Origin of the sequence: Pseudarthrobacter sp. NPDC092439 (assembly GCF_044754945.1) — a bacterium.
Lineage (GTDB): Bacteria > Actinomycetota > Actinomycetes > Actinomycetales > Micrococcaceae > Arthrobacter.
The window spans coordinates 48,027-74,188 of the sequence record NZ_JBIVQB010000008.1 but is presented as its reverse complement, the minus strand read 5'-3'; the positions used below and the strand labels follow the sequence as shown (position 1 = coordinate 74,188).

The window sequence follows — 26,162 nt, the reverse complement described above, 5'->3', positions numbered from 1 at the left end:
TGGATCACGGGAGGGCCAATGATGGGAATCACACCACAAGGACGTTGGGCCCGGAAACTGCGCCGAAGCGTCTAACAGATTATCCATAAGGAGAGACACCAATGGCTTCTCAACGAGGAGAGTCGCTTGACACCGCCGGGGTGCGGCGCAAGGGCATCGACAAATCACATTTTCTCTACATCGCCGTTATCGCCGCTGTAATCCTGGGTGCCGTGGTCGGCCTCATGTTCCCCGAGGTGGGCAAGTCCCTCAAGCCGCTGGGCGACGGATTCATCAAGCTCATCAAGATGATGATCGCGCCGATTATTTTCTGCACGATCGTGCTCGGGATCGGATCCATCGCCAAGGCGGCTACGGTGGGCAAAGTGGGCGGCCTCGCGCTGGGGTACTTCCTGGTCATGTCGACATTCGCGCTCGCTATCGGCCTGGTGGTGGGCAACCTGATCCACCCGGGCGAGGGCCTGAAACTGGCGGCCTACGACCCCAGCAAGAAGGCCGAGGTGGACAGCACTGTCGCTTTCCTGCTCGGCATCATCCCCGGTGACATCCCGGTGCTGCCCACACTCTTCGCCGCCATCCTTGTAGGCTTCGCCCTGCAGAAGATGGGTCCGCAGGGCGCTCCCATCCTCAAGGCGGTCGGACACGGCCAGGTACTGGTGTTCCGGATCCTCATCATGATCATGTGGCTTGCCCCGGTAGGTGCGTTCGGTGCCATTGCCGCCGTCGTTGGAGCCACCGGCTTCCAGGCGATCGTCAGCATGTTCACGCTCATGGCGGCTTTCTACATCACCTGCGCGCTGTTCATCGTCATTATCCTGGGCGGCCTGCTCAAGGTGGTCACCGGCGTCAACATCTTCAAGCTGATGAAGTACCTGGCCCGTGAGTACCTGCTCATCTTCTCCACGTCCTCCTCCGAAGCCGCCCTGCCGCGCCTCATCGCCAAGATGGAACACCTCGGCATCTCCAAGCCCGTCGTCGGCGTCACCGTTCCCACCGGTTACTCCTTCAACCTCGACGGTACGGCCATCTACCTCACCATGGCCTCCCTCTTCGTGGCCAACGCCATGGGAACCCCGCTGGACCTCGGCGCCCAGGTCTCCCTGCTCATCTTCATGATCATCGCCTCAAAGGGGGCGGCCGGCGTGACCGGCGCAGGCCTGGCCACGCTGGCTGCCGGTCTGCAGGCACACAAGCCCGAACTGCTGGGCGGCGTCGGCATGATCGTCGGCATCGACCGGTTCATGTCCGAGGCCCGCGCTCTGACCAACTTCACGGGCAACGCCGTGGCCACCTTGCTGATCGGCACCTGGGTCAAGGAGATCGACGGCGGCCAGGTGGGCCGCGTACTCTCCGGGGCCGAGCCGTTCGACGAGCAGACCATGATCGCCGGACATGGCACGGCACCGGCGGAGGAAGTGGAAACCCGTCGGGTTCCCGCCACCGTCTAGGACGACGGACAGCCCGCGTTCCGGCAGGTCCCGGCAGTGCCCCCGCAGCCTTCAGGCGGGGGCACTGCCATGTCCACAGGCAAAACCTTCGACCTCAGCTAGAGGGTCAAGGCTCAACATCCGGGGAAAGTCAAGTTGCCCCGAATACCGTGTCGGCGCCTGTAACCTTGGGAAGAAGAAGGAACGCCTCCGGGGCTCCGGAGGCAGGAAATCACCGTCAGTGAAAGTGTGGATAGATACGTGAGCAGCGAACAGGGTTCAGCAACTCTGGAAGGCACGGAATTTGACCTGGACAACGCGGTGATGGGTCCCACGGGGCGCCCCCACCGCGAATTCCCGGACCCCGCGCCGCTGTCCTCGCACGGCCCGGCCCGCGTCATCGCCATGGTGAACCAGAAGGGCGGCGTGGGCAAGACCACGTCCACCATCAACCTTGCCGCTGCGCTCGCAGAATATGGCCGCCGCGTGCTCCTGGTGGACTTCGATCCGCAGGGTGCGCTCTCGGCGGGGCTCGGTGTCAACCCGCACGAACTGGACCTCACCGTCTACAACGTCCTCATGGACCGCAAGGTGGACATCCGCCAGGCCATCCACCAGACCGCCGTGGAGAACGTGCACCTACTGCCGGCAAACATCGACCTCTCCGCGGCGGAAGTCCAGCTGGTCAACGAAGTTGCCCGGGAGCAGGTCCTGGACCGTGCCCTGAAGAAGGTCGAGGACGATTACGACGTCGTGCTCATCGACTGCCAGCCCTCCCTCGGCCTGCTGACAGTCAACGCACTTACCGCCGCACATGGCGTCATCATTCCCCTGATCTGTGAGTTCTTCGCCCTGCGTGCAGTCGCCCTGCTCGTGGAAACCATCGACAAAGTCCAGGACCGGCTGAACCCCGGCCTGCAGGTGGATGGCGTACTGGCCACCATGTACGACGCCCGCACCCTGCACAGCCGTGAGGTGATCACCCGGCTCGTGGAGGCATTCGGCGACAAGGTGTTCGAAACCGTCATCAAGCGCTCCATCAAGTTCGCGGACGCCACCGTTGCTGCGGAGCCCATCACCAGCTATGCCGGCAACCATGTGGGCGCGGACGCCTACCGCCGCCTGGCCAAGGAACTGATTTCGCGCGGCGGCGCGCCCTAGCAATCCCGTGGCAGAGGCCAAAGCAGATACCAAGCCGGGTTTTGAGGTACGGCTGGCCAACTTCACCGGCCCGTTCGACCTCCTCCTGGGCCTGATCGCCAAGCACCAGCTGGACATCACCGAGGTGGCCATCGCCACCGTTACCGATGAGTTCATCAAGTACATCCGTAAGCTCCAGGAGCTCGGGGAGGAATGGGCGCTGGATGAAGCCAGCGAATTCCTGGTCATCGCCGCCACGCTGCTGGACCTGAAGGCCGCGCGGCTGCTGCCGTCCGGCGAAGCGGTCGATGACGAGGACATCGCACTGCTTGAGGCGCGGGACCTCCTGTTCGCCAGGCTGCTGCAGTACAAAGCCTTCAAGCAGGTGGCCGCCATCCTGGATGACACCCTCCACCGGGAGGCGCGCCGCTTTCCCCGGCAGGTGGCACTCGAGGAACACTTTGCCGCCATGCTGCCGGAGCTTGTCTGGAAGCACACGCCGGAACAGTTCGCCCGGCTGGCCGAAAGCGCACTCCGGCCCAAGCCCGCGCCGCCCACGGAAGTAGGCATTGCCCATCTTCATGGCAGCGCCGTCAGCGTCCGGGAGCAGGCCGCGCTCCTGGGCCTGCGCCTGCAGCGTGAATCGCCGCAGCCGTTCCGCTCCCTGATAGCGGACGCCGAATCCACGCTGGTGGTGGTGGCCCGCTTCCTGGCACTGCTGGAGCTGTTCCGCGATACCGCGGTGTCCTTCGACCAGCTGTCCCCGCTGGCGGACCTCACCGTGCACTGGGCGGCGGGGGACCGGGACTGGACGGCGGAAAACGTCAGCGAAGAGTACGAGGAGCAGCCATGAGCGGCACGGACCAGCGGGAACAACAGGAACAACAGGACCTGGCCGGTCTGCCGGGCGGCGCCAAGGCTGCGGTGGAAGCTGTCCTCATGGTGGTGGACCAGCCCGCCACGGAAGAGGAGCTCGCCGCGGGACTCGGCCTGACGGTGGACACCGTCCGCGGCCTGCTGGCAGAACTGGAGCGCGAGTATAACGGGTATACTGGTAACGCCCCGGATATGGAGAACGCCAGCAGCGCTGGCTTCGGCTCCAGCCCCCGGGGCTTTGAATTGCGGAACATCGCCGGCGGTTGGCGGATCTACTCCCGCACGGAGTTCGCTGACATCGTGGGCAAGTACGTGCTGGAAGGGCAGACCGCCAGGCTCACGCAGGCTGCCTTGGAAACACTGGCGGTCATCGCGTACCGCCAGCCCGTATCGCGGGCCAGGGTGTCTGCAATTCGCGGGGTCAACGTTGACTCCGTCGTCAGGACACTGGCCCAGCGCGGATTGATCGAGGATGCCGGGACGGATCCGGAATCCGGCGCCATTCTCTACCGCACCACCTCCTACTTCCTTGAACGGATGGGGATTGGCTCTGTGGCGGAACTGCCACAACTGTCACCGCACCTTCCGGGGCTGGACGGGATCGCCGAGTTCTACGACGAGGAACGCATGTAGCCGGGGAGTCCCGCGGCTGCGAAAGATTTTTATCAGGGCAGATTATTTCTGCAGGGCTGGCTAGGGTTGTCTGTGGACATCTTTGCCGGCCAAAACATTGAAGGACGGGTCATGACACAGGCGGGACGCCAGGGTTCACCACGTAACGGTTCGGGGCGCAACAACTCCGAACGCTCACCTCAGCGCAGCGGTTCCAAGGGCGGCGGCTTCGGCAGCGCCCGGGGAGGCGCCAGCCGGGGCTCAGGCTTCGGCAGCGACCGCCCACAGCGCGCCCCCAAGCCACGCGAAGAACGCTTTGTGGACCCGGACCTGGCCGGGGACCAGCCTGACCGCAGCGCCGGCGCCCGTGCTGCCAAACCGTCGTCGCGCAAGCCCGCCGCCCGCAAGCCGGGCTCCAAGAAGGCCCCCGGCACCCCCGGGGCGCCCAAGGCCAGGCCGAGCACCGGTGCTCCCGGCGCCGCTGCGTCCAAGGCATTCGGCAGCGAGCGTTTCGGCCAGAACCTGGGCCCCGTCCGCAGGCCTTCGCGCAGGAAGGGCCCCCGCGGCGACGTGCCCCAGTCGGAACTGCACGACGCCGACGGCGTGCGCCTGCAGAAGGTCATGGCATCCGCAGGCGTGGCGTCCCGCCGCGTCTGTGAGGAGATGATCGCCGAAGGCCGCGTAGAGGTCGATGGCCAGGTGGTCACCGAACTGGGCGTGCGCATTGATCCCAAGACGGCAGTCATCCACGTTGACGGGCTGCGCATCCAGCTCGACGAGAACCTGGTTTACATGGTGTTCAACAAGCCCAAGGGCGTGGTGTCCACGATGGAGGACCCGGACGGCCGCCCGTGCATCAGCGACTTCCTGAAGAACAACAAAAACAAGGGCGAGAGGCTCTTCCACGTCGGACGCCTTGACGTTGCCACCGAGGGCCTCCTGCTCCTGACGAACGACGGCGAGCTCGCGAACCGCCTGACGCACCCTTCGTATGAGGTGCCCAAGACGTACCTGGTCCAGGTCCGCGGCCCCTTCCCGCAAGGTGTTGGCGCGCAGCTGAAGGCCGGCGTCGAGCTTGAAGACGGCGTGGCCGCCGTTGACTCCTTCCGGCTGGTGGATTCCACCCCGGGGCACGTGCTCATCGAGGTGGTGCTGCACTCCGGAAAGAACCGCATCGTGCGGCGCATGTTCGATGCCGTCGGCTTCCCCGTCCAGCGCCTGGTCCGCGTCAAGGTCGGGCCCATCGGGCTGGGTGACCAGCGCCAGGGCAGTATCCGGAACCTGGGCAAGCAGGAAGTCGGCCACCTGCTGGCAGCCGTAGGTCTCTGAGGCATGGCCGCCTTCCACAGCGCCGGCCGCGGCCACCTGGACGGTCCGGTTGTGGTCATTGGTACGGGCCTGCTCGGAACCAGCATCGGGCTGGGCCTGCGTGGCCGGGCAATCCCGGTCTTCCTGTCGGACCCGTCGCCCACCAACCAGGCGGTGGCGGTGGACATCGGCGCAGGCCGGCCGCTGGCCGAAATAGGCGACGCCATGCCGCAATTGGTCGTCGTGGCGGCCCCGCCGGATGTCACGGCTGAGGTCGTTGCAGGCGCCCTGGCAGACTACCCGGCCGCGGTGGTGGTGGACATCGCCAGCGTCAAGGCGGAGATCCTGGCGCACCTGCAGGGCATGGACGTTGACCTGACCCGGTACGTGGGGACCCATCCCATGGCCGGCCGCGAGAAATCCGGCCCGGTCGCTGCACGCGGGGAACTGTTCACCTCTATGCCGTGGGTGCTGTGCCCCGGTCCGGAAACTTCGGCCCAGGCGCTGCAGACCGCACGGTCGCTCGCGATGGACCTCGGCGCCGTCGTCTCCCAGTTCGCCCCTGAGGAGCACGACGAAGCCGTGGCCCTGGTATCCCACCTGCCGCAGGTCATGTCCTCGCTCCTTGCCAGCCGGTTGCAGGGGACCCCCCTGCACGCGCTGTCACTGGCCGGCAACGGCCTGCGGGACGTGACCCGCATCGCTGCCAGCGACCCCACGCTGTGGGTCCAGATCCTCGGGGGCAACGCCGGAAAGATCGTCGAGATCCTTTACGGCGTGCGCGAGGACCTGAACCGCCTGATCAACACCCTCGAGGACCCCGCCGCCCCCGGAGCCCGCCTGGACCTTGCCCAGCTGATCAGCGAAGGCAATGCCGGCCAGGCCCGGATCCCGGGCAAGCACGGCGGGCCCCCGCAGGCTTACGCGTGGCTCACCGTCCTGGTTGACGACAAGCCGGGCCAGATCGCCCGTCTCCTCACGGAGATCGGTGAAATCGGCGTGAACCTCGAGGACCTCCGGCTGGACCACTCGTCCGGCCAGAACGTCGGCATGGTGGAGATTTCCGTCCTGCCCAACAAGCACGACCACCTGATCGAAGCCCTCAACGACCGCGGATGGCGGGTACTGCAGTAATGACACAGGAAGTTCTCGACACCATGCCCGCTTTGCGCATCGGACGGCCCCTGGTGGTCGCCATCGACGGTCCTTCCGGCTCCGGCAAGTCCAGCGTGAGCAAGGAAGTGGCCCGCAGGCTGCGCCTTGCCTACCTGGATACCGGTGCCATGTACCGGGCCCTGACCTGGTACTGCGTGTCCAACGGGATCGACCTCGAAGACGGCGCTGCCGTGGAGCAGGCCGCGCGGGACTTCGTGCTTGACCAGAGCACCACGCCGCAGGAGGAATACGTCCGCGTGGGCGGGGTCGACGTCACCGACGCCATCCGGGAGCCGGCCATCTCGGCCGCCGTCAGCGCCGTGGCCACTACCCTCGGCGCCCGGACCGAGCTGATCCGCCGGCAGCGTGAACAGATCGAAAAGCACCACCGCCGCATGGTGGTCGAAGGCAGGGACATCACCACCGTCGTCGCACCCGGCGCCGAGGTGCGCATGCTGCTGACCGCGAGCGAGGAAGCCCGCCTGCGCCGGCGCGGCATCCAGTTGGGCGGAACGCAGAACGCGGCGGAACTCGCGGCGCAGGTCACCCACCGGGACGCGAAGGATTCAACGGTGGTGAACTTCACCCAGGCCGCGGACGGCGTGGTGACCCTCGATTCTTCTGACCTCGACTTTGACCAGACCGTGGACGCGGCCCTGGTGATCGTCACCAAGGTCCTCAACCGTGACTGACCGCGGGGCCGGCGTCCCCGGAACGTGGACCATGGCATGGAGCCGGCCAGTGGGCTGGATCCTGGACAACCTGGTGTACCGGACCACCGTCGCCGGCAGGTCCAACGTGCCCACGGGCGGTCCGGTGATCTTCGCCGGAAACCACATCAGCTTCCTGGACGGGCCCGTGATGTTCGGGGCGGCGCCCCGGCCCATGCATATCCTGGTCAAACAGGAGATGTTCCGCGGCTTCCTGGGCGGCGTGCTCACCGCAGCCGGCCAGCTTCCGGTGGACCGCCGGGGCGGCCGGGCAGCGTTGCAGCGCTGCAGGAACGTGCTCGACGCCGGCCGGTGCGTGGGCATTCTTCCCGAAGGGACCCGGGGAAGCGGTGACGCCTCCGGAATCAACGGCGGGGTGGCGTGGCTGGCCCTCCAGACGGGCGCGCCCGTGGTTCCTGTCGCAATCCTTGGTACCCGCCAGGGCAGCGAACACCTGGACAGCGTGCCGCGTCCGGGCCGCCGGCTCCACGTGAACTTCGGCAGGGCGCTGACCCTTGCCGCCCATGCAGGCGAAAGCGGCCGTGCTTCAATGGACAGGGCGGCGCAGGAGATCCGCGCTGCGCTGGCCGGGCATGTCCAGGACGCCATTGAACTCAGCGGGCAGCGGTTGCCCGTATCCAATGATCCGCAAGATGTAGCAGCAGTAGCCGGGACGCCGGCAGATGACCACTAAGGACAGTGCAATGAGCGATACCACGCAGACTCCCGGCCACTTCGGCGCCGGGGAAGACGAATACACGCCCGCGGGCACGGACCAGGTGGCCGAACGGCTGGCGGCAATCGACGACGACGAGGCGGAGCTCCGCGCGGCCTCGCTCCGGGCGGGCCTGGAGGACTACGACCTTGACGAGGAAGACGCCGCGCTGCTGAGCGGGGAGTACGGCGACGAGGACTTCGACGGCCCGGTCAAGCTTGACCCCGTCCTCGCCATCATCGGCCGGCCAAACGTGGGTAAGTCCACGCTGGTCAACCGCATCCTGGGCCGCCGCGAGGCCGTGGTGGAGGACACCCCTGGCGTCACCCGTGACCGTGTCATGTACTCGGCGCACTGGAACGGGCGCAACTTCACGCTGGTGGACACCGGCGGTTGGGAGCACGACGCCCGCGGCATCCACGCGCGCGTGGCCGAACAGGCTGAGATGGCCGTGGAACTCGCAGACGCCGTGCTCTTCGTGGTGGACTCCGCCGTGGGCGCCACCGCAACAGATGAAGGCGTCATGAAGATGCTGCGCCGCAGCAAGAAGCCGGTCATCATGGTGGCCAACAAGGTGGACGACTTCGCCCAGGAAGCGGACTCGGCCACACTCTGGGGGCTGGGCTTCGGTGAGCCCTACCCGGTCTCGGCCCTGCACGGCCGTGGCGTGGCGGACCTCCTGGACCACGTCATGGACGTCCTCCCCGAATTTTCCACCATCGAGGGAGTGGAACGCTCCGGGGGTCCGCGCCGCATCGCCCTGATCGGCCGCCCCAACGTAGGCAAGTCCTCGCTGCTGAACAAGCTGGCAGGATCCGAGCGGGTGGTGGTGGACAACACCGCTGGAACCACCCGCGACCCCGTCGACGAATTCATCGAACTCGGCGGCCGCACCTGGCGCTTCGTGGATACCGCCGGGATCCGCCGCCGGCAGCACATGGCCCAGGGTGCGGACTTCTATGCCTCGCTGCGGACTCAGGCCGCGCTCGAAAAGGCGGAGGTCGCCGTCGTGCTCCTGGCGGTGGACGAGGTGCTCAGCGAACAGGATGTGCGCATCCTCCAGTTGGCCATCGAATCCGGGCGCGCACTGGTGCTGGCGTTCAACAAGTGGGACCTGCTGGACGACGAGCGCCGCCGCTACCTGGAGCGCGAAATCGAGCAGGACCTGGCGCACGTGGAGTGGGCGCCCCGGGTGAACATCTCGGCCAAGACCGGCTGGCACAAGGACCGGCTGGTCCCCGCGCTGGACCTGGCCCTGGAGAACTGGGACAAGCGCATCCCCACCGGACGCCTCAATGCGTTCCTCGGTGAACTCGTCGCAGCGCACCCGCACCCGGTCCGCGGCGGCAAGCAGCCCCGTATACTTTTCGGCACCCAGGCTTCCAGCCGGCCGCCCAAGTTTGTCCTGTTCACCACCGGGTTCCTGGACCCCGGATACCGCCGCTTCATCACACGCCGGCTGCGCGAAACCTTCGGTTTCCAGGGCACTCCCATCGAGGTCAGCATGCGTGTCCGGGAAAAGCGCGGCAAGAAGCGTTAATTGCGACACACCACGCCACTGATTCCTGGAAAGTGTCACGAGCACCCTTTGGAATCGTGTAAGCTCTTCTAGGTGGTTCGGCCGGACTGCTGGTGGAAACCACGGAGTAATCCGGGTTAACGCGCAGCGGAGAACGGCGGAACTGACGGGCTGTAGCGCAGCTTGGTAGCGCACTTGACTGGGGGTCAAGGGGTCGCAGGTTCAAATCCTGTCAGCCCGACCGAAAAAGCGGAAGCGCCGGAGATCAACTCCGGCGCTTCCGCTTTTTCGTGCCCCCTGACAGCCCCTTTTCGACGCGCATCCCCTTTTCGACCCGGATACAGGGTGGCGCGCCTCAAATACAGGGTGCGGTTTTGAGCATGGGGGTCGAGGCCGGATTTGCGCGTCGAAACGCACTGCCGCTGCCGGGGGCATGCGGTTACTTGAGGAACTTCGAGGTCCGGCGGTCGGCCAGGATCTTGCCGTGCGTCTGGCAGGTCGGGCAGTACTGCAATGCCGAGTCGGCGAACGACACTTCACGGACCGTGTCTCCGCATACCGGACATGGTTCACCGGTACGTCCGTGCACACGCAGATGGCTGCGCTTGACGTCCTTCAGTTCCTGCGGCGGTTTTCCAGCCGCCTCCGCGAGGGCTTCGCCCAGCACGCTGTGGATGGCGTCATAGAGGACCTGAACCGAGGCGCGGTTCAGCGATTTAGCCGGCGCAAACGGAGAAATCCGGGCGGCATGCAGGATCTCGTCGCTGTAGGCGTTCCCGATCCCGGCGATCACGCTCTGGCTGCGCAGGAGGCCCTTGATTTGCTGCGAACTGCCGCCAAGGATCTCCGCCAGCATGCCGGCGTCGAACGCTTCCGCGAACGGGTCCGGGCCCAGGGCGGCGATCCCGGGAACGTCCTGCGGGTCCCGCACCACGTACACGGCCAGGCTCTTCTTGGTGCCTGCTTCGGTGAGGTCGAACCCGCGCGGCCCGTCCGGACCGGTGAAGGCCACTCGGGCGGCGATGTGGCCTTTGCCCATCCGTAGCGGCCGGTCCGCGGGGGAGTCGGTGAAGCGTAGCCAACCGGCCCGTGCCAGATGGAAGACCAGCGAAACCCCGCCGGTATCGATGCAGATGAACTTGCCGAACCGCCGGACACCGGTGACGCTCCGCCCTTCCAGGCCGCTGTAGGGCGGGTCAACGGTCTTGAGTACGGCAAAGGAAACAAGCTGCAATTTCGCCAGGACGGTTCCCCGCAGCTGTTCGTCGAGGTAGCGCGCCAGCCCGGCCACTTCGGGAAGTTCCGGCATGGGTGTTACCTGTCCGGGCCCGGGAGGTCTTTACCGGTGCTTAAACTCATGGCTCCCATCTTGGCAGAAACCCCGGCGGCCGTCCCGGGACTTGTGCCTATACTTTCAGCGGCGGCCTGTTTCCTGGCCCCGTTGACATTGGTGTTCGACCCCGATGAAAGGCCCCTGATGAGCAATATTCCCGAAGACCTGTCCTACACCGCCGAACACGAGTGGGTTACTGCTCCCAATGCCGACGGTGTGGTCCGTGTGGGCATCACCGACTTCGCCCAGGATGCCCTGGGCGACGTGGTTTATGCCCAGATGCCGGAAGCCGGGACCACCGTCACGGCCAATGACGTGGTCGGGGAGGTCGAGTCCACCAAAAGCGTCAGCGACATCTACGCGCCCGTGAGCGGCGAAGTCGTGGCCCGCAACGAATCGCTGGATACCGATTCCGCGCTTATCAATTCGGACCCTTACGGTGACGGCTGGCTCATCGAGATCAAGCTGGCCGAACCGGACGCCGTGGACTCGCTGCTCAGTGCATCCGAGTACGAACAGCAGGTAGGCTAAAGCTAACCGGTAATTCCGGTCCGGCCCCACGGCCCCGGCAGTACGTTTTCGCACGTCACCGCCGCGGCCAGGTGCCGGGACCGGGCCTGCGGCGCAGGCCCGGAGGGCAATTGTTGCCGTGGCCGGTGGCCGCGGCGGGAAGAGGAGGAATCCATGGCTGGCCACACACACAACCCTGCCGACGGGGAACACGGCACGGGTGCGGCCGGGGCGTCGGAGACCACTTCCATCCACCTCACCCCGGTCCGGGAAGAACCCACCATTGCTCCCAAGCTCTCCGGTGAGGAACGCAGTTCCATCGAGGCGCTCCCGGCGGGGTCGGCCCTGCTCGTGGCGCACAGCGGCCCCAACGCGGGCGCGCGCTTCCTGCTGGACTCAGACGTCACCACGGCGGGCCGCCACCCGGATGCGGACATCTTCCTCGACGACGTCACCGTTTCGCGCCGCCATGTCGAGTTCCGCCGTACTTCCCGCGGGTTTGAGGTAGTTGACATGAACAGCCTCAACGGCACCTACGTCAACCATGACCGCGTGGACTCCGTAGAGCTTAAATCCGGCAGTGAGGTCCAGATCGGCAAGTTCCGCCTCACCTTCTACCTCAGTCCTGCCGGCGCAGGCCGCAGCTGATTCGGGGACCGCTGCCTGTGGCAATGGCACAACCGGACCGCCGGGCACCCCAGGTCCTGAATATCGGGGAAGTCCTCGCCCAGCTCAGCGGCGACTTTCCCGGCATGACCGCGTCCAAGATCCGGTTCCTTGAGGAAAAGGGGCTGATCAACCCCCGACGCACCCCCGCCGGCTACCGCCAGTACGCCGAGAGCGACGTCGAACGTCTGCGGTTCGTGCTGGCCCTCCAGCGCGACCAGTACCTGCCGCTGAAAGTCATCAAGGACTACCTTGACGCCATCGACAGGGGGGACCGGCCTGAAAACCTGCCTCCCGGCGTCGTGGTTTCCCCGCGGATCGTGTCCGACGAACTTGCCGCCGAGCTGCAGAACCGCGGGCGGAAGCTGTCCGAAGAGCAGCTGCGCGCGGAGTCCGGCGCCAGTGTCCCGCTGCTGCAGTCGCTGCTGAGTTTCGGACTCATCAGCCACACCAATGGCCGGTTCGACGAGCATGCGCTCCAGGTTGCACGCGCCTGCGTGCAGCTCGAAAGCCACGGACTCGAACCCCGGCACCTGCGGCCTTTCCAGGCTGCGGCGGAGCGCGAGTTCGGCCTGGTGGAACGCGCCGTGGCGCCGCTGGCGTCCCGGAAGGATTCCGCCTCCCAGGCGCGGGCTGCCGAGGCTGCCCGCGAAATCAGCGACCTTTGCCTCACCCTGCACCGGGCCCTGGTGCAGGACCATATCTCACGCATGGATATCTGATGATTGAAGTCGAGATTGTTGGCGTCCGGATCGAACTGCCGTCCAACCAGCCGCTCGTGCTCCTCCGGGAGCTGCACGGTGAACGGCATGTCCCCATCTGGATCGGCACCCCTGAGGCCAGTGCCATCGCGCTTGCCCAGCAGGGCGTGGTTCCGCCGCGGCCCATGACCCATGACCTGCTGGTGGATGTGGTGGAGTCGCTGGGTCATTCGGTGGTCAGCGTCAACATAGTGGCCGTGGAGGACAATATCTTCTACGGGCAGCTGCAGTTCGAGAACGGCACCACCGTCAGCTCCCGCGCGTCGGACGCCCTTGCCGTGGCCCTTCGGGCGAAGTGCCGTATCTGGTGCGCGGACTCGGTGATGGAAGAGGCCGGAGTCCGCATCACCGAACACGATGAGGGCGAGGACGCCCAGCCCAGCCCCACCGTGGACGAGGAACGCGAGCTGCGGCGCTTCCGCGAGTTCCTGGATGACGTAGAGCCGGAAGATTTCGACGGCTAGGTCACGTTAAGGTTAAAGTTCAGCCTGAAAGTTTCGACACGCCAGGGCGAAGCAGCCAGGGTCTTTGACCTGGAGCCCGGCCGGCCCTAACGTCGAAGTATCAAGTTCCCATTGCTTACGGCAGCCGCGCAAGTCACACTGGAAAGTGCGCCCCGCGAAAATTACACGCATGGTCTTCGGGCCGGCCAGGCTGTTGCAATTGATCCCCGGGAGCTAAGGACAAGGAGGATCCCCGTGAGTCCCAAAGGCGAAGCAGGCGGGCTGAAGCAGCCCACAGGCGGTGTTGCTGTGCCCGCGGGCGGTGCCCAGGGCCTCCTCTTCACGGAAGACCTTCCCGTCCTGGATGAGGACGCCGGCTACCGCGGTCCCACTGCCTGCAAAGCGGCCGGAATCACCTACCGCCAGCTGGATTACTGGGCCCGCACCGGACTGGTTGAGCCCGCGGTCCGGGGTGCGGCAGGCTCCGGCTCGCAGCGGCTCTATGGTTTCCGTGACATCCTGGTCCTTAAGGTGGTCAAGCGGCTCCTGGATACCGGTGTCTCCCTTCAGCAGATCCGTTCCGCGGTGGAACACCTCCGGGAACGCGGGGTCGAGGACCTGGCGCAGATCACGCTCATGAGCGACGGTGCCAGCGTATACGAATGCACCTCCGCGGACGAGGTCATCGACCTGGTCCAGGGCGGCCAGGGCGTCTTCGGTATTGCCGTCGGCCGGGTCTGGCGTGAGGTGGAGGGCAGCCTGGCCGCCCTGCCCAGCGAGCACGCGGCAGAACAGTCTTTCCCGGACGATGAGCTCAGCAAGCGTCGGGCCGCTCGCAAGATCAGCTAGCTCCGCAGCAGGATTAAAACGGTGAAGGCCGCCCTCCAGCAGGAAGGGGGCCTTCGCTGCGTGGAGGCGGGCCTGACGGTTCCGCCTAGCGGGTCCGGGGACGCAGGCTTCCGGCTGCCATGAGGTTTGCCAGCAACTGGTCGAAGAGCCCGGCCGTCGTCTTCGCTGAATCGCCGGGCCAGTGGTGGACAGGGTGGGCCGCGCCCTGGATCTGCTGCCAGTTGGCCTGTTCCGGAATACGGGGGTTCAAGAGCAGATCCCCGAACATCGATTCCATTTCCGCGAGCCGGTAGGTGTGCTCTGACGACCCGGTGCGCACGCGGTTGGCCACGATTCCGGCCGGGGCCAGGTTGGGGGCGAATTCCTGGCGGAAGAGCTGGATGGCACGCATAGTCCGTTCGGTTCCGGCCACGGAAAACAGGCCGGGCTCGGCCACCAGTGCAACCTTGTCGCTGGCCGACCACGCAATCCGGGTCAACCCGTTGAGCGAGGGCGGGCAGTCGATGAGGACCAGGTCGTAGTTCCCGGCCCCCGCGAGCACGGCAGAAAGCCGGCGGAGGTCACGGCGGCCGAGGTCCGGCCGGTCGTAGATCCCGGTGAAAGCAGAGCCGACGGCGACATCGAGGACAGCGGATCCGTTGCCGTTCGCATGGGATGTCCAGGTGCTGCCCACCACGTTGTCCGTGAGCCTGGCCTTGCGCGGGTTCTTGAGCATGCGGCCAATATCGAGCTGGTCGCCGGGCTGGACGCCGAGCGCCGTTGTGGCGTCCGCGTGCGGATCCAGGTCCACCACCAGCGTGCTGATTCCCGTGGCCAGCGCCGCAGACGCCAGTCCTGTGGTGACGGAAGTCTTGCCGACTCCACCCTTGAGGCTGCTGATGCTGACTACTTGCACTTGAGAGACCAAAACCTAACGCCGGATGCCGTGTTCGGGGTAGTGTTTGCTCCGGCGGTACCGAAGCCGGACGGCGCTGCCGCCCCACCCATCATATGTTGATGCGCCGGGGAAACCCGCCTTGGGTGGGCTCCGGCATGGCAGCGTGGCCGCGTGGGGGTGCTGCTTCATCGGCGGCCCGCCTGCAGTCCGCCGGTGCTGCCGTTCTGGAGATGACGGGAAAGTTTGTGATGGTTGACACAAAGATTTGTGTTTGCCCTTGGAGGTCCTAGACACTGTGACCACCCGTTCCACCCCGCAATGATGCAGGAGAAGTATGTTTTCCAAAGTTCTGGTGGCCAACCGCGGCGAAATCGCGATCAGGGCCTTCCGCGCCGGCTACGAGCTGGGCGCAAAGACCGTTGCCGTGTTCCCCCAAGAGGACAGGAACTCCATTCACCGGCAGAAGGCCGATGAGGCGTACCTCATCGGTGAGGAAGGCCACCCCGTCCGGGCCTACCTGGACGTGGCCGAGGTGATCCGGGTGGCCAAAGAATCCGGAGCCGATGCAATCTACCCCGGTTACGGCTTCCTGTCCGAGAATCCTGACCTGGCGCGTGCGGCAAAGGAAGCGGGTATCACCTTCGTTGGTCCGCCGGCGGAAGTCCTGGAGCTGGCAGGCAACAAGGTTGCCGCGCTGAAGGCGGCCCGGGATGCCGGGGTGCCTGTACTTAAGTCCAGCGCCCCGTCCAAGGACCTGGACGAGCTCCTGGCTGCCGCGGACGGAATCGGATTCCCCATCTTCGCCAAAGCCGTGGCCGGCGGCGGCGGCCGCGGCATGCGCCGCGTTGACACCCGCGAGGCCCTCCCCGAAGCGCTCAAGTCAGCCATGCGCGAGGCGGACGCGGCCTTTGGCGACCCCACCATGTTCCTGGAGCAGGCCGTCCTGCGCCCCCGCCACATCGAGGTGCAGATCCTGGCGGATGCCGAGGGCAACGTCATGCACCTCTTTGAACGCGACTGCTCCATCCAGCGCCGGCATCAGAAAGTCATCGAGATCGCACCTGCGCCCAACCTGGACGAGGGCATCCGGCAGGCCCTGTACCGCGACGCGGTCAAGTTCGCCAAGGCGCTGAATTACGTCAACGCCGGCACGGTGGAGTTCCTCGTGGACACCGTGGGTGAACGTGCGGGACAGCACGTTTTCATCGAAATGAATCCCCGCATCCAGGTGGAGCACACGGTCACCGAGGAAGTCACGGACGTGGACCTGGTCCAGGCTCAGATGCGGATCGCCGCGGGCGAAACACTCGCCGACCTCGGCCTCTCCCAGGAGACCGTCAAGCTGCGCGGCGCGGCCCTGCAGAGCCGCATCACCACCGAGGATCCCGCCAACGGCTTCCGGCCTGACGTCGGAAAGATCACCGGCTACCGCTCCGCCGGTGGCGCGGGCGTCCGGCTCGACGGCGGCACCGTCTACTCGGGTGCCGAAATCAGCCCCCACTTCGATTCCATGCTGGTCAAGCTGACCTGCCGCGGCCGGGACTATCCCGCCGCCGTGGCACGTGCCCGGCGTGCCCTCGCCGAGTTCCGCATCCGCGGCGTGTCCACTAACATCTCCTTCCTGCAGGCGGTGCTCGACGATCCGGACTTCATCGCCGGCGACGTAGCCACCAACTTCATCGACGAGCGTCCCCAGCTGCTCAAGGCCAGGGTGTCGGCGGACCGCGGCACCAAGCTTCTCACCTGGCTGGCCGACGTCACCGTTAACAAGCCCAACGGCGAACTGACGGTCCAGTCGAACCCCGCGGACAAACTGCCCAACGTCAAGGACCGGCCCGCGGCCGCAGGTTCCCGGCAGCGGCTCCTGGAGCTTGGCCCCGAAGGATTTGCCCGGGCGCTGCGGGAGCAGACCGCCGTCGCCGTCACGGACACCACCTTCCGCGACGCGCACCAGTCCCTCCTGGCCACCCGTGTCCGCACCCGCGACCTCGTGGCTGCAGGTCCCGCGGTCAGCGCCCTGATGCCGGAGCTGCTGTCCGTCGAGGCCTGGGGCGGCGCCACCTACGACGTCGCACTCCGCTTCCTGGGGGAGGACCCCTGGGACCGGCTGTCGGCGCTCCGCAAGGCCATGCCCAACGTTTGCCTGCAGATGCTGTTGCGCGGCCGCAACACCGTGGGTTACACGCCCTACCCGGAGGAAGTCACCGAAGCCTTCGTGAACGAGGCGGCCGCTACCGGCATCGACATCTTCCGGATCTTCGATGCGCTGAACGACGTCAGCCAGATGGCACCCGCCATCCGCGCCGTCCGGGCCACGGGGACCGCCGTCGCCGAGGTGGCGCTGTGCTACACCGGCGACATGCTGGACCCGGCCGAGAAGCTTTACACGCTTGACTATTACCTGGAGCTCGCCCAGCGGATTGTCGACGCCGGCGCCCACATCCTGGCCATCAAGGACATGGCGGGACTGCTTCGGCCCGCTGCCGCGGCCAAACTGGTGTCCGCGCTCCGTGAACGCTTCGACCTGCCGGTCCACCTGCACACGCACGACACCGCGGGTGGCCAGCTGGCAACCCTGCTGTCCGCAGTGGACGCCGGCGTGGATGCGGTGGACGTCGCCTCCGCGTCGCTGGCAGGCACCACCAGCCAGCCGTCGGCCTCTGCGCTGGTGGCCGCCCTGGCCCATACCCCGCGGGACACCGGCCTGAGCCTGGATGCCGTCAGCTCCCTGGAGCCCTACTGGGAAGCCGTGCGCCGCGTTTACGCTCCGTTCGAGTCCGGACTGCCGGGCCCCACCGGCCGCGTGTACAAGCACGAAATTCCGGGCGGCCAGCTGTCCAACCTTCGACAGCAGGCCATGGCGCTGGGACTGGGGGAGCGCTTCGAAGCCATCGAGGACATGTACACCGCCGCGGACCGGATCCTTGGGCACCTGGTCAAGGTCACGCCGTCGTCCAAGGTTGTGGGCGACCTCGCACTCCACCTGGTGGGCCTCAACGCCGACCCGGCGGACTTCGAAGCAAACCCGCAGAACTACGACATCCCCGACTCGGTGATCGGCTTCCTTTCCGGCGAACTCGGCGACCCTCCGGGCGGCTGGCCGGAACCCTTCCGCACCAAGGCCCTGCAGGGCCGGAGCGTGAAGGTCCGTGACGTGGAGCTGAGTTCCGAGGACAGCGCGGCGTTGAAGTCCGATTCGAAGACCCGCCAGCAGACCCTGAACCGCCTTCTCTTTGACGGTCCCACCAAGGACTACCTCAAGAGCGTGGAGACCTACGGCAACATCTCGGTCCTGGATACGCGCGATTACCTGTACGGCCTCCAGCGCGGCCAGGAGCACGAGATCCAGCTGGAGAAGGGCGTGCGGCTGATCGCCTCCCTGGAGGCGGTCTCGGAGCCCGACGAAAAGGGCATGCGCACCGTCATGTGCACCCTCAACGGCCAATCCCGTCCCGTGGTTGTCCGCGACCGTTCGGTGGTCAGCAACGTCAAGGCCGCCGAGAAGGCCGATCCCGCCCAGCCGGGACACGTTGCGGCCCCGTTCGCCGGCGCCGTCACCGTCACCGTCAAGGTGGGTGACACCGTAAATGCGGGAGACACCGTTGCCACGATTGAGGCGATGAAGATGGAAGCGTCCATTACGACGCCGGTGGGCGGCAAGGTGGCCCGCCTCGCCATTTCAGCGGTGGAACAGGTGCAGGGCGGGGACCTGCTCCTGGTCATCGAGTAACCCATAAAGCATTCGCGGGGTCACCTCCGGTCCAATAACGGCGCGTTATTGGGCAGGAGGTGACCCCGCGTTGCTTTTCCTAGCCGTTGTCAGGGCGCTTGGCGCTGTACATCTCCTCGATGACCGTTTCGAAGTCCTTCATCACCTGTGCGCGCTTGACCTTCATGGACGGGGTGAGGTGGCCCGAAGCTTCCGTGAAGTCTGCGGGCACAATCCGGAAGGACTTGATGGCTTCAGCCTGCGAGACGGAAGCATTGGCGGCCGTGATGACGTCCTGCACGGCGGCTTTGACCACCGGATTCATGGCAGCCTGTCCAAGCGTCATGTCGCCGGGCAGGCTGTGGCGCTGCAGCCAGCCCGGGAGGGCCTCCGGATCAAGCGTGACCAGGGCGCCGATGAACGGCCGGTTATCGCCCACCACCAGCACCTGGGAAACCAGCGCGTCGGCCCGGATCTGGTCCTCGAGCAGCGCAGGGATCACGTTCTTGCCACCTGCCGTCACGATGATTTCCTTCTTGCGGCCGGTGATCCAGACGAACCCGTCGTCATCGAGTCTCCCGATGTCCCCGGTGCGGAACCAGCCGTCGTCGAACGTTTCATTCGTGAGGTCAGGGCGCTTGTAGTAGCCGCGCATGACGCTGACGCCCTTGGCGAGGATCTCGCCGTCACCGGCGATCCGGACGGCGTTGCCGGGCAGCGGCTTGCCCACCGAACCGATCTTGATCCTGGCCGGAGTGTTAACGGAGACCGGCGCGGTGGTTTCCGTCAGGCCATAGCCCTCCAGCACCTGCAGCCCGATGCCTTGGAAGAAGTGGCCCAGGCGTTCGCCCAGGGGACCGCCACCGGAGACCGCGTGCGAGACATGGCCGCCCATCGCTGCCCGAAGCTTGCCGTAGACCAGCTTGTCGAACAGGGCGTGCTTGAGTTTCAGGCCCAGCCCAACGCGGCCGTCCTGCCGCGCCTTGGAGAATGCAATCGCGGTGTCCGCGGCCTTATGGAAGATGGCGCCCTTGCCGCCGTCCTCGGCCTTGGTCAGGGCTGAGTTGTACACCTTCTCGAACACGCGGGGCACGGCAAGGATGAACGTGGGGCTGTAGCTCTGCAGATCGCCCAAGAGATTCTTGATGTCCGGCGTGTGGGCCACCGTGGTGCCCGCTGCCATGGCCAGGACCGAGATAAACCGCGCGAAGACGTGGGCCAGGGGGAGGAACATGATGGTCTTGGCACCTTCGTGGACGATGTCGCCGATGATGCCGAGGGCGTTCTCGGACAGTTCCACAAAGTTGCCATGGGTGAGTTCGCAGCCCTTGGGCCGGCCGGTGGTTCCGGAGGTGTAGATAATGGTGGCCAGGTCCTGCAGGCCCGCGGAGGCTCGGCGGGATTCGAGCTCGTCGTCACTGACGCCCCGGCCTGCCTCCCGCAGGGAATCCAGGCCTGTTCCTTCCAGTTGCCAGACGTGCTGGAGGTCAGTGAGTCCCTCGTTCGCCACGGCCTGCCGGATGATGGCCTCATGGTGTGCTGCTTCGCCGAAGGCTGCGACGGCTCCGGAATCCCCGAGGTTCCAAGCCACTTGGGACGGGGACGAGGTTTCGTAGATGGGAACCGAGACTGCGCCGGCGAACCAGATGGAAAAGTCCACGAGTGCCCATTCATACCGGGTGCGCGACATGATTCCCACCCTGTCGCCGGGGTTCACTCCGCTGGCGATCAGGCCCTTGGCCAGGGCGCTGACGTCGGCCAGGAACTCCGTGGCGGAGATGTCCTGCCAGGCGCCGGCCGCGTCGAGGCGTGAGAACAGCGCCGGGTTGCTGGCCTTGCCGGCCTGCCGCAGCACCAGGTCGGTGATGTTGGTCTCCGGGGGAACGACAACCAGGGGCGGAACACTGAATTCACGCACTATAGCTCCTTTGATATCCGTGGCCCAAGCAGGGGCATGCCTAAAGACTAGTACGCCTCCCGCGGGCTGTGCAGTACCTAAAGTTACTGTCCGGTAACTTAGCCGTCAATGGCCGAACAGTTGACACAAACAACATCCGTCACGGCCGGCAAGGAGTCGGTCCTAGAATGGGGCACTATGTACGCTGCGCCTGCCGGGGGATCTTCCGGCCTCCTGAACAGAAGGACGCCCTGGCGGAAACTGCCCGCTTCCCGCCGTCCCCGGCTGCGCGGCGCAGGCTTCCAAGGCCGGCTGCGGCCGGCCCGCCGTGGCCTGGCGATCGGGATCGATATCGGCGGAACCAAGGTGGCGGCGGGCGTGGTGGACCCGGACGGCCGGATCCTGAGCGAAGCGCGGCGCAACACGCCCGGCAGTGATCCCCGGGCGGTGGAAAAGGTCATCGTGGAGCTGGTCGAAGAGCTGGGGCGCGGCCGGCGGATCCGTTCGGTGGGCATCGGCGCGGCCGGCTGGATGGACCTCGACGGCGGCACGGTGCTGTTCAGCCCGCACCTCGCCTGGCGCAATGAACCCCTCCGCGACAACCTCCAGCAGCTGCTGCGCCGCCCGGTTTTCCTGGCCAACGACGCCGATGCCGCGGCGTGGGCGGAATGGCGCTTCGGTGCCGGGCAGGGCGAGAGCCGCCTGGTGTGCATCACCCTGGGCACGGGCATCGGGGGTGCGATGGTCATGGATGGCCGGCTGGAGCGCGGCCGTTTCGGCGTGGCCGGCGAGTTTGGCCACCAGGTCATCATGCCGGGCGGGCACCGCTGTGAATGCGGCAACCGGGGCTGCTGGGAGCAGTACGCATCAGGAAACGCCCTGGGCCGGGAGGCCAGGACTTTGGCCTCCGCCAACTCCCCGGTCGCCCAGGACCTCCTGGCAGCGGTGGCAGGCCAGGCCGACGCCATCACCGGAGCCACCGTGACGGAGCTGGCACTGCGCGGGGACGGAGCGTCCCGCGAACTGCTCGATGAGGTGGGCGAATGGCTGGGCCTTGGGCTGGCCAACCTGGCCGCGGCCCTGGACCCGGGGCTGTTCGTGATCGGCGGCGGCCTGTGTTCAGCCGGAGACCTCCTGGCGGAACCGGCGCGCAAGGCCTTTGCCCGGAACCTGACCGGCCGCGGATTCCGTCCGGCGGCGGACATCCAATTGGCCGCGCTGGGGCCCAATGCCGGCCTCATTGGCGCGGCTGACCTGTCGCGCATCCGTTAGGACATGGGGGCAGCTAAACGCGGGCGCCGTCGTCGTCCTCGTCCTTCTCCTGCGGAAGCTGCATGATCAGGTACACCGTGCCCAGGACGAAAGCCGCCACGATGCCCAGGATGGCGGGCAGGGGAGCGGAGCGCCAGAACATGGCCGCGAAGAGCAGCGCCACCGGCCCGCCCACGGCGGCGAGCCAGGCAAGCATGGTGAGCGGCTCGGTGCCGGCAAGGCTGGGTGGCTCCTCGGGGATGAACCGGCCTTCGTCGTCGTCATCCACTGCGTAGTCGCGCGGACCGGGCGCGGCGGGATCAGTGACCGGACCGCCTGCGAGCCCCAGCGGGTCGAAGTCGCGGAAAGCCGGCCGCGGAGGGGGCGCTTCGGCGGTGCCCGGCGCCGGGGAGACCGTGCCGGTGTTCGGCTGGTCCCCCTCCAGGCGTGCCACAAGGTCCAGCCAGACGGCATCGTCCTGGTTGGCGCCCTGGTCCGCCGACTCCGGGTCAGGCCTGGTCATGGCGGACTTCCTCTCCGGGGGCGGCGGGCTGCAGGCGCCGGATAAAGTCCACTGAACCCTGGAAGATCTTTTCCGCGTCGTGGTCCAGCGTGGCCACATGGTAGCTGTTTTCCAGTGGCACGAGCTCCAGCGGCGCGTGCGTGAGCCCGCGCCGCAGCACCCGGATGCTGGCATCGGACACCACATGGTCGCGCGTTGACCGGTACACCTGCACGGGCGCGCCAATCCGTGGGAGCAGCCGGATGGTGTCCTTGAACATCTTGTTGACCTCGTGCGCCGCAGCGACGGGAGTCCTGGCGTAGGCAGCCTCGTCCATTCCCGGCTTCAGGATGTCATTGGCGATGGCGGGGGTACTCTTCATAACGAGCTTAAGGATGCCGGCCAGCGGAGCCCGGACGTCGTCCACCACCAGACCCGGATTCACCAGGATCACGCCCGCTACGGGGCGGGTGGCGGCAATCCGCAGGGCGAGCGTCCCGCCCATGCTCAGGCCGGCTGAAAACACCTGGTCGCACTCGGAGTCCAGCTCAAGCCAGGCCTGGTCCAGGGCATCATGCCACTGCCGCCACCGGGTTCGGGACAGGTCCTGCCAGGTGGTGCCGTGCCCGGGCAGCAGCGGCATGCGCACGGCGAAACCGGCTTCTGCCAGTGCCTCGGCCCAGGCCCGGAGGCCGTGCGGGCTTGCTGTGAAGCCGTGGGAGAGGACCACTCCGGTCCGGGGGCCCTGGAGGGTGGCGGGACTGCGGAAGGGGCTGTGGTCCGGAACGGACGTCATGGAGTCTCCAGGGCATTGGTCTGGTGTGCATGGGCGTTGAAGAAGGCGCTTGACCCCCCGAAGATCAGGGGCGCATCAACGTCCAGCGTAGCCACATGTCCGCTGCTGGCAAGATCAACCACCTGGGTAAGCTGCGGGCCCAGCCGCCGCCGCAGGAGGGCCAGGGAGGTGGGTGGCACCACCACGTCGGTCCGGGACTTGAAGACCTGGACGGGGGCATCGATCCGGTGCAGCCCCCGGATGGCTGCACCGTACAGCTTCTTGAGCTCATGTACCGCAGCCAGCGGCGTGCGGGAATAGTCGCCGTCGTACGTGGCGGCCGCCGTGGGTTGCTCTTCCTCGATGGGAAGCGTGGTGCGCTGGAAGTACTTCAGGACACCGATGACACGTATGCGGCGGTCGTAGAAGCTCAACCCCGGATTGACAACGGAGACGCCGGCTACGCGGTGCTTCGAAGCCGTCAAAAGTGCCAGCGCCCCGCCCATGGAAAGCCCCGCGACAAAGCAGGTTTCCGTGCGCCCGCGCAGCTCAAGGAAAGCGGCTTCATAGCTGCGGTACCAGTCGCGCCAGCCGGTCCGCGCCAGTTGGCGCCAGTCCGTGCCGTGCCCGGGCAGGAGCGGGACGGATACCGCATAGCCCTGGGCGGCCAGGTGTTCCGCCCACGGCTGGACGCTCAGCGGGCTTCCGGTGAAGCCATGGCAGATCGCTACGCCAATGCGGGCGTTCCCGCCGTGTCCCGGGTAGCTGAGAGCCGCGGGACGGGGCGGGATGCTGCTTTCGGTCATGCGTCCATCGTGTCACTGTTCCGGACAATTCTCACTAGAGTAGGGTTGCATTGAGCTGCCCGCCAGGCCCGACCAGAAGGCCTTGAAAGTCGCCGTCCGGAGAGGTTCGCCACGTGTTTTATTGGGTCATGAAGAGGATCTTCCTGGGTCCGGTGATAAAGCTGTTGTTCCGCCCCTGGGTCAAGGGCCTGGATAACATTCCGGCCGAGGGCGCCGCGATTATCGCCTCAAACCACCTGTCCTTCTCGGATTCCATCTTCATGCCCTTGATGGTCCGCCGTCCCGTGGTATTCCTCGCGAAGTCCGAATATTTCACCGGCACCGGCGTTAAGGGACGGCTCACCGCGCTGTTCTTCCGGCTCACCAACCAGCTGCCGATGGACCGCTCCGGCGGCGCGGCGTCAGCCGCTTCGCTGAGCGCCGGGATGGAAGTGCTGATGCACGGCGGCCTGCTGGGAATTTATCCGGAGGGTACCCGCAGCCCTGACGGCCGGCTGTACCGGGGCAAGGTTGGCGTTGCCAGGCTGGCGCTGCAGGCGGGCGTCCCGGTGATTCCGGTGGCCATGATCGGGACGGATAAGGTGCAGCCCATAGGGAAGCGCCTCCCAAACATCCGGCGGATCGGCATGATCTTCGGTGAACCCATGGACTTCAGCGGGTTCGGGGACCAGGCGGAGGACCGGCTGGTGCAGCGCCAGGTTACGGACCAGATCATGTTCGAACTCATGCGCCTGTCCGGGCAGGAATATGTCGACGAATACGCTGCCGCGGTCAAGCTCCGGCTGGCCGCGGAGGCCGCAGCGCCGGGAGAGCCGGGCGTGGGAGCTTCCGGCGGCGTGTGACGCGCCGGGTCCACAGCGTGACAGGGCAGTGTCGGCCACAGGAACACGGGCGCTAGGCTTAGAGGGTGACTGAGCTATCTGCCAAACCCGCCTTTTCGCTGTCCAGCACCGCCCAGAGCGGAGCCGCCAACTATCCCGGACTGGACGACTGGCGGGACCTTCCCATCTCCCAGCAGCCCAGCTGGCAGGACAAGACCGTTTTTGATGCCTCGGTGAAGGAACTTTCCGTCCTGCCGCCCCTCGTTTTCGCGGGTGAAGTGGACGTCCTCCGGGAGCGCCTCGCGGCCGCGGCACAGGGCAAGGCCTTCCTGCTCCAGGGCGGGGACTGCGCGGAAACCTTTGAAGCCGCCACGGCGGACAAGATCAGCGCGAGGGTCAAGACCATCCTGCAGATGGCTGTCGTGCTGACGTACGGCGCTGCGATGCCCGTCATCAAGATGGGCCGGATGGCCGGCCAGTTCGCCAAGCCCCGCTCCTCCAACGACGAAACGCGCAACGGCGTGACCCTCCCGGCCTACCGCGGCGACATCGTCAACGGCTACGAGTTCACCCCCGAATCTCGCGGCCACGACGCTGCACGCATGCTCCGTGCCTACCACACGTCTGCCTCGACCCTTAACCTGATCCGCGCCTTCACCCAAGGCGGCTTCGCGGACCTGCGCTCGGTGCACCAGTGGAACAAGGGCTTCACGGAAAACCCCGCACACGCCCGCTACGAATCCCTGGCCCGCGATATCGACCGGGCCATCAAGTTCATGGACTCCTGTGGTGCGGACTTCGAAGCCCTCAAGAGGGTGGAATTCTTCGCCAGCCACGAGGCGCTCCTGCTGGATTATGAGCGTGCCCTCACCAGGATCGACTCGCGCACCGGCTTCCCGTACGACACTTCCGCGCACTTCCTCTGGATCGGGGAGCGCACCCGCGAACTTGACCACGCACACGTGGACTTCCTGTCCCGGGTCCGGAACCCGATCGGCGTAAAGCTTGGCCCCTCCACCACCGGCGATGACGCCCTGCGCCTCATCGACAGGCTGGATCCAGAGCGCGAGCCGGGCCGCCTGACCTTCATCACCCGCATGGGCGCAGGGAACATCCGTGAGAAGCTGCCCGCCGTCGTCGAAAAGGTTACTGCCTCCGGCGCGCAGGTACTGTGGGTCACCGACCCCATGCACGGCAATACCGTCACCTCCCCGAACGGCTACAAGACGCGCAATTTCGACGACGTCATTGACGAGGTGCGCGGGTTCTTCGAAGTGCACCACGCCCTGGGCACGGTCCCGGGCGGCCTGCATGTCGAGATGACCGGCGATGACGTCGCCGAGTGCCTGGGCGGCGCCGACCCCATCGACCAGGAAGCCTTCCTGGACCGTTACGAGTCCGTCTGCGACCCGCGGCTGAACCACATGCAGTCGTTGGAAATGGCGTTCCTGGTGGCAGGCGCGCTGGCCAGGCACTGATCAGTGCATTCATACCCCTGGC

24 protein-coding genes and 1 tRNA gene are annotated in these 26,162 nt (G+C 66.4%); 19 read left to right on the top strand and 6 right to left on the bottom strand.

The window, feature by feature from the left end:
- The first annotated feature begins 101 nt into the window (after positions 1 to 101).
- From ACIQCM_RS14935 to ACIQCM_RS14890, 10 genes are all read left to right on the top strand, one after another.
- Positions 102 to 1,448 (top strand): cation:dicarboxylate symporter family transporter, encoded by a 1,347-nt coding sequence (locus ACIQCM_RS14935; RefSeq protein WP_400608324.1) that lies wholly within the window; start codon positions 102 to 104, stop codon positions 1,446 to 1,448.
- Between the two features lie 240 nt (positions 1,449 to 1,688).
- On the top strand, positions 1,689 to 2,588 hold the full coding sequence (locus tag ACIQCM_RS14930) for a ParA family protein (protein WP_400608326.1): 900 nt from the start codon (positions 1,689 to 1,691) through the stop codon (positions 2,586 to 2,588).
- A gap of 7 nt (positions 2,589 to 2,595) precedes the next feature.
- Positions 2,596 to 3,420, top strand: coding sequence for a segregation and condensation protein A (locus ACIQCM_RS14925; RefSeq protein WP_400608328.1), 825 nt, complete (start codon positions 2,596 to 2,598; stop codon positions 3,418 to 3,420).
- Positions 3,417 to 4,076 (top strand): SMC-Scp complex subunit ScpB, encoded by a 660-nt coding sequence (locus ACIQCM_RS14920; protein ID WP_400608330.1) that lies wholly within the window; start codon positions 3,417 to 3,419, stop codon positions 4,074 to 4,076. The genes ACIQCM_RS14925 and ACIQCM_RS14920 overlap by 4 nt, the downstream gene beginning before the upstream one ends.
- Before the next feature lie 111 nt (positions 4,077 to 4,187).
- A complete protein-coding gene (locus ACIQCM_RS14915; RefSeq protein ID WP_400608332.1) occupies positions 4,188 to 5,384 on the top strand; it encodes a pseudouridine synthase in 1,197 nt (398 codons plus the stop codon).
- A 3-nt stretch (positions 5,385 to 5,387) separates the two neighbouring features.
- Positions 5,388 to 6,497: a prephenate dehydrogenase gene (locus tag ACIQCM_RS14910; RefSeq protein ID WP_400608334.1), complete on the top strand. Its 1,110-nt coding sequence runs from the start codon at positions 5,388 to 5,390 to the stop codon at positions 6,495 to 6,497.
- Positions 6,497 to 7,210 carry a (d)CMP kinase gene (gene cmk / locus ACIQCM_RS14905; RefSeq protein WP_400608336.1) on the top strand — a complete coding sequence of 238 codons (714 nt, stop codon included), beginning with the start codon at positions 6,497 to 6,499 and terminating at the stop codon, positions 7,208 to 7,210. The genes ACIQCM_RS14910 and cmk overlap by 1 nt, the downstream gene beginning before the upstream one ends.
- Before the next feature lie 31 nt (positions 7,211 to 7,241).
- Positions 7,242 to 7,922, top strand: a complete 681-nt coding sequence (locus tag ACIQCM_RS14900; RefSeq protein WP_400533902.1) for a lysophospholipid acyltransferase family protein — start codon at positions 7,242 to 7,244, stop codon at positions 7,920 to 7,922.
- Between the two features lie 10 nt (positions 7,923 to 7,932).
- Positions 7,933 to 9,483, top strand: a complete 1,551-nt coding sequence (der, locus tag ACIQCM_RS14895) for a ribosome biogenesis GTPase Der (protein WP_400608338.1) — start codon at positions 7,933 to 7,935, stop codon at positions 9,481 to 9,483.
- A 146-nt stretch (positions 9,484 to 9,629) separates the two neighbouring features.
- Positions 9,630 to 9,703, top strand: a tRNA-Pro gene (locus tag ACIQCM_RS14890).
- A 198-nt stretch (positions 9,704 to 9,901) separates the two neighbouring features.
- On the opposite strand, the gene ACIQCM_RS14885 is transcribed toward ACIQCM_RS14890, so the two are convergent.
- Complete coding sequence (locus tag ACIQCM_RS14885; RefSeq protein WP_400608340.1) at positions 9,902 to 10,771, bottom strand: Fpg/Nei family DNA glycosylase; 870 nt, start codon at positions 10,769 to 10,771, stop codon at positions 9,902 to 9,904.
- Between the two features lie 168 nt (positions 10,772 to 10,939).
- On the opposite strand from ACIQCM_RS14885, the gene gcvH reads away from it, so the two are divergent.
- The 5 genes from gcvH (at position 10,940) to ACIQCM_RS14860 (ending at position 14,024) form a co-directional block, all read left to right on the top strand.
- Positions 10,940 to 11,326, top strand: coding sequence for a glycine cleavage system protein GcvH (gene gcvH / locus ACIQCM_RS14880; RefSeq protein ID WP_400608342.1), 387 nt, complete (start codon positions 10,940 to 10,942; stop codon positions 11,324 to 11,326).
- 153 nt (positions 11,327 to 11,479) lie between these two features.
- Entirely contained in the window at positions 11,480 to 11,953 is a 474-nt protein-coding gene (locus ACIQCM_RS14875) for an FHA domain-containing protein (protein WP_400608344.1), read from the top strand.
- A 23-nt stretch (positions 11,954 to 11,976) separates the two neighbouring features.
- Positions 11,977 to 12,693 carry a MerR family transcriptional regulator gene (locus tag ACIQCM_RS14870; RefSeq protein ID WP_400608346.1) on the top strand — a complete coding sequence of 239 codons (717 nt, stop codon included), beginning with the start codon at positions 11,977 to 11,979 and terminating at the stop codon, positions 12,691 to 12,693.
- Entirely contained in the window at positions 12,693 to 13,196 is a 504-nt protein-coding gene (locus ACIQCM_RS14865) for a bifunctional nuclease family protein (RefSeq protein WP_377217014.1), read from the top strand. Before ACIQCM_RS14870 ends, ACIQCM_RS14865 begins: the two co-directional genes overlap by 1 nt.
- 234 nt (positions 13,197 to 13,430) lie before the next feature.
- On the top strand, positions 13,431 to 14,024 hold the full coding sequence (locus ACIQCM_RS14860; protein ID WP_400608348.1) for a MerR family transcriptional regulator: 594 nt from the start codon (positions 13,431 to 13,433) through the stop codon (positions 14,022 to 14,024).
- An 85-nt stretch (positions 14,025 to 14,109) separates the two neighbouring features.
- On the opposite strand, the gene ACIQCM_RS14855 is transcribed toward ACIQCM_RS14860, so the two are convergent.
- Positions 14,110 to 14,919 carry a ParA family protein gene (locus ACIQCM_RS14855; protein WP_400608350.1) on the bottom strand — a complete coding sequence of 270 codons (810 nt, stop codon included), beginning with the start codon at positions 14,917 to 14,919 and terminating at the stop codon, positions 14,110 to 14,112.
- A gap of 316 nt (positions 14,920 to 15,235) precedes the next feature.
- On the opposite strand from ACIQCM_RS14855, the gene ACIQCM_RS14850 reads away from it, so the two are divergent.
- On the top strand, positions 15,236 to 18,631 hold the full coding sequence (locus ACIQCM_RS14850) for a pyruvate carboxylase (protein ID WP_400608352.1): 3,396 nt from the start codon (positions 15,236 to 15,238) through the stop codon (positions 18,629 to 18,631).
- A 79-nt stretch (positions 18,632 to 18,710) separates the two neighbouring features.
- Here ACIQCM_RS14850 and ACIQCM_RS14845 read toward each other — a convergent pair whose 3' ends face one another.
- On the bottom strand, positions 18,711 to 20,528 hold the full coding sequence (locus ACIQCM_RS14845; RefSeq protein WP_400608354.1) for an AMP-dependent synthetase/ligase: 1,818 nt from the start codon (positions 20,526 to 20,528) through the stop codon (positions 18,711 to 18,713).
- Positions 20,529 to 20,705: 177 nt separating this feature from the next.
- Between ACIQCM_RS14845 and ACIQCM_RS14840 the strand changes: the two genes are divergently transcribed.
- Complete coding sequence (locus tag ACIQCM_RS14840) at positions 20,706 to 21,779, top strand: ROK family glucokinase (protein ID WP_400608356.1); 1,074 nt, start codon at positions 20,706 to 20,708, stop codon at positions 21,777 to 21,779.
- Positions 21,780 to 21,792: 13 nt separating this feature from the next.
- Here the strand turns inward: ACIQCM_RS14840 and ACIQCM_RS14835 are convergent, their stop codons facing one another.
- From ACIQCM_RS14835 to ACIQCM_RS14825, 3 genes are read right to left on the bottom strand one after another with little or no spacing between them, the layout of a single operon-like run.
- Positions 21,793 to 22,281: a hypothetical protein gene (locus tag ACIQCM_RS14835; RefSeq protein WP_400608358.1), complete on the bottom strand. Its 489-nt coding sequence runs from the start codon at positions 22,279 to 22,281 to the stop codon at positions 21,793 to 21,795.
- A complete protein-coding gene (locus ACIQCM_RS14830; protein WP_400608360.1) occupies positions 22,268 to 23,056 on the bottom strand; it encodes an alpha/beta hydrolase in 789 nt (262 codons plus the stop codon). The genes ACIQCM_RS14835 and ACIQCM_RS14830 overlap by 14 nt, the downstream gene beginning before the upstream one ends.
- The gene (locus tag ACIQCM_RS14825; protein WP_400608361.1) at positions 23,053 to 23,841 is read right to left on the bottom strand and encodes an alpha/beta hydrolase; all 789 of its coding nucleotides are present in this window, start codon (positions 23,839 to 23,841) and stop codon (positions 23,053 to 23,055) included. The genes ACIQCM_RS14830 and ACIQCM_RS14825 overlap by 4 nt, the downstream gene beginning before the upstream one ends.
- A gap of 113 nt (positions 23,842 to 23,954) precedes the next feature.
- Here ACIQCM_RS14825 and ACIQCM_RS14820 point away from each other — a divergent pair, with 113 nt between their 5' ends.
- Together ACIQCM_RS14820 and ACIQCM_RS14815 are read left to right on the top strand one after the other, a co-directional pair.
- The gene (locus tag ACIQCM_RS14820) at positions 23,955 to 24,683 is read left to right on the top strand and encodes a lysophospholipid acyltransferase family protein (protein WP_400608363.1); all 729 of its coding nucleotides are present in this window, start codon (positions 23,955 to 23,957) and stop codon (positions 24,681 to 24,683) included.
- A 65-nt stretch (positions 24,684 to 24,748) separates the two neighbouring features.
- Positions 24,749 to 26,140, top strand: a complete 1,392-nt coding sequence (locus tag ACIQCM_RS14815) for a class II 3-deoxy-7-phosphoheptulonate synthase (RefSeq protein ID WP_400608365.1) — start codon at positions 24,749 to 24,751, stop codon at positions 26,138 to 26,140.
- The last annotated feature ends 22 nt before the right edge of the window (positions 26,141 to 26,162 follow it).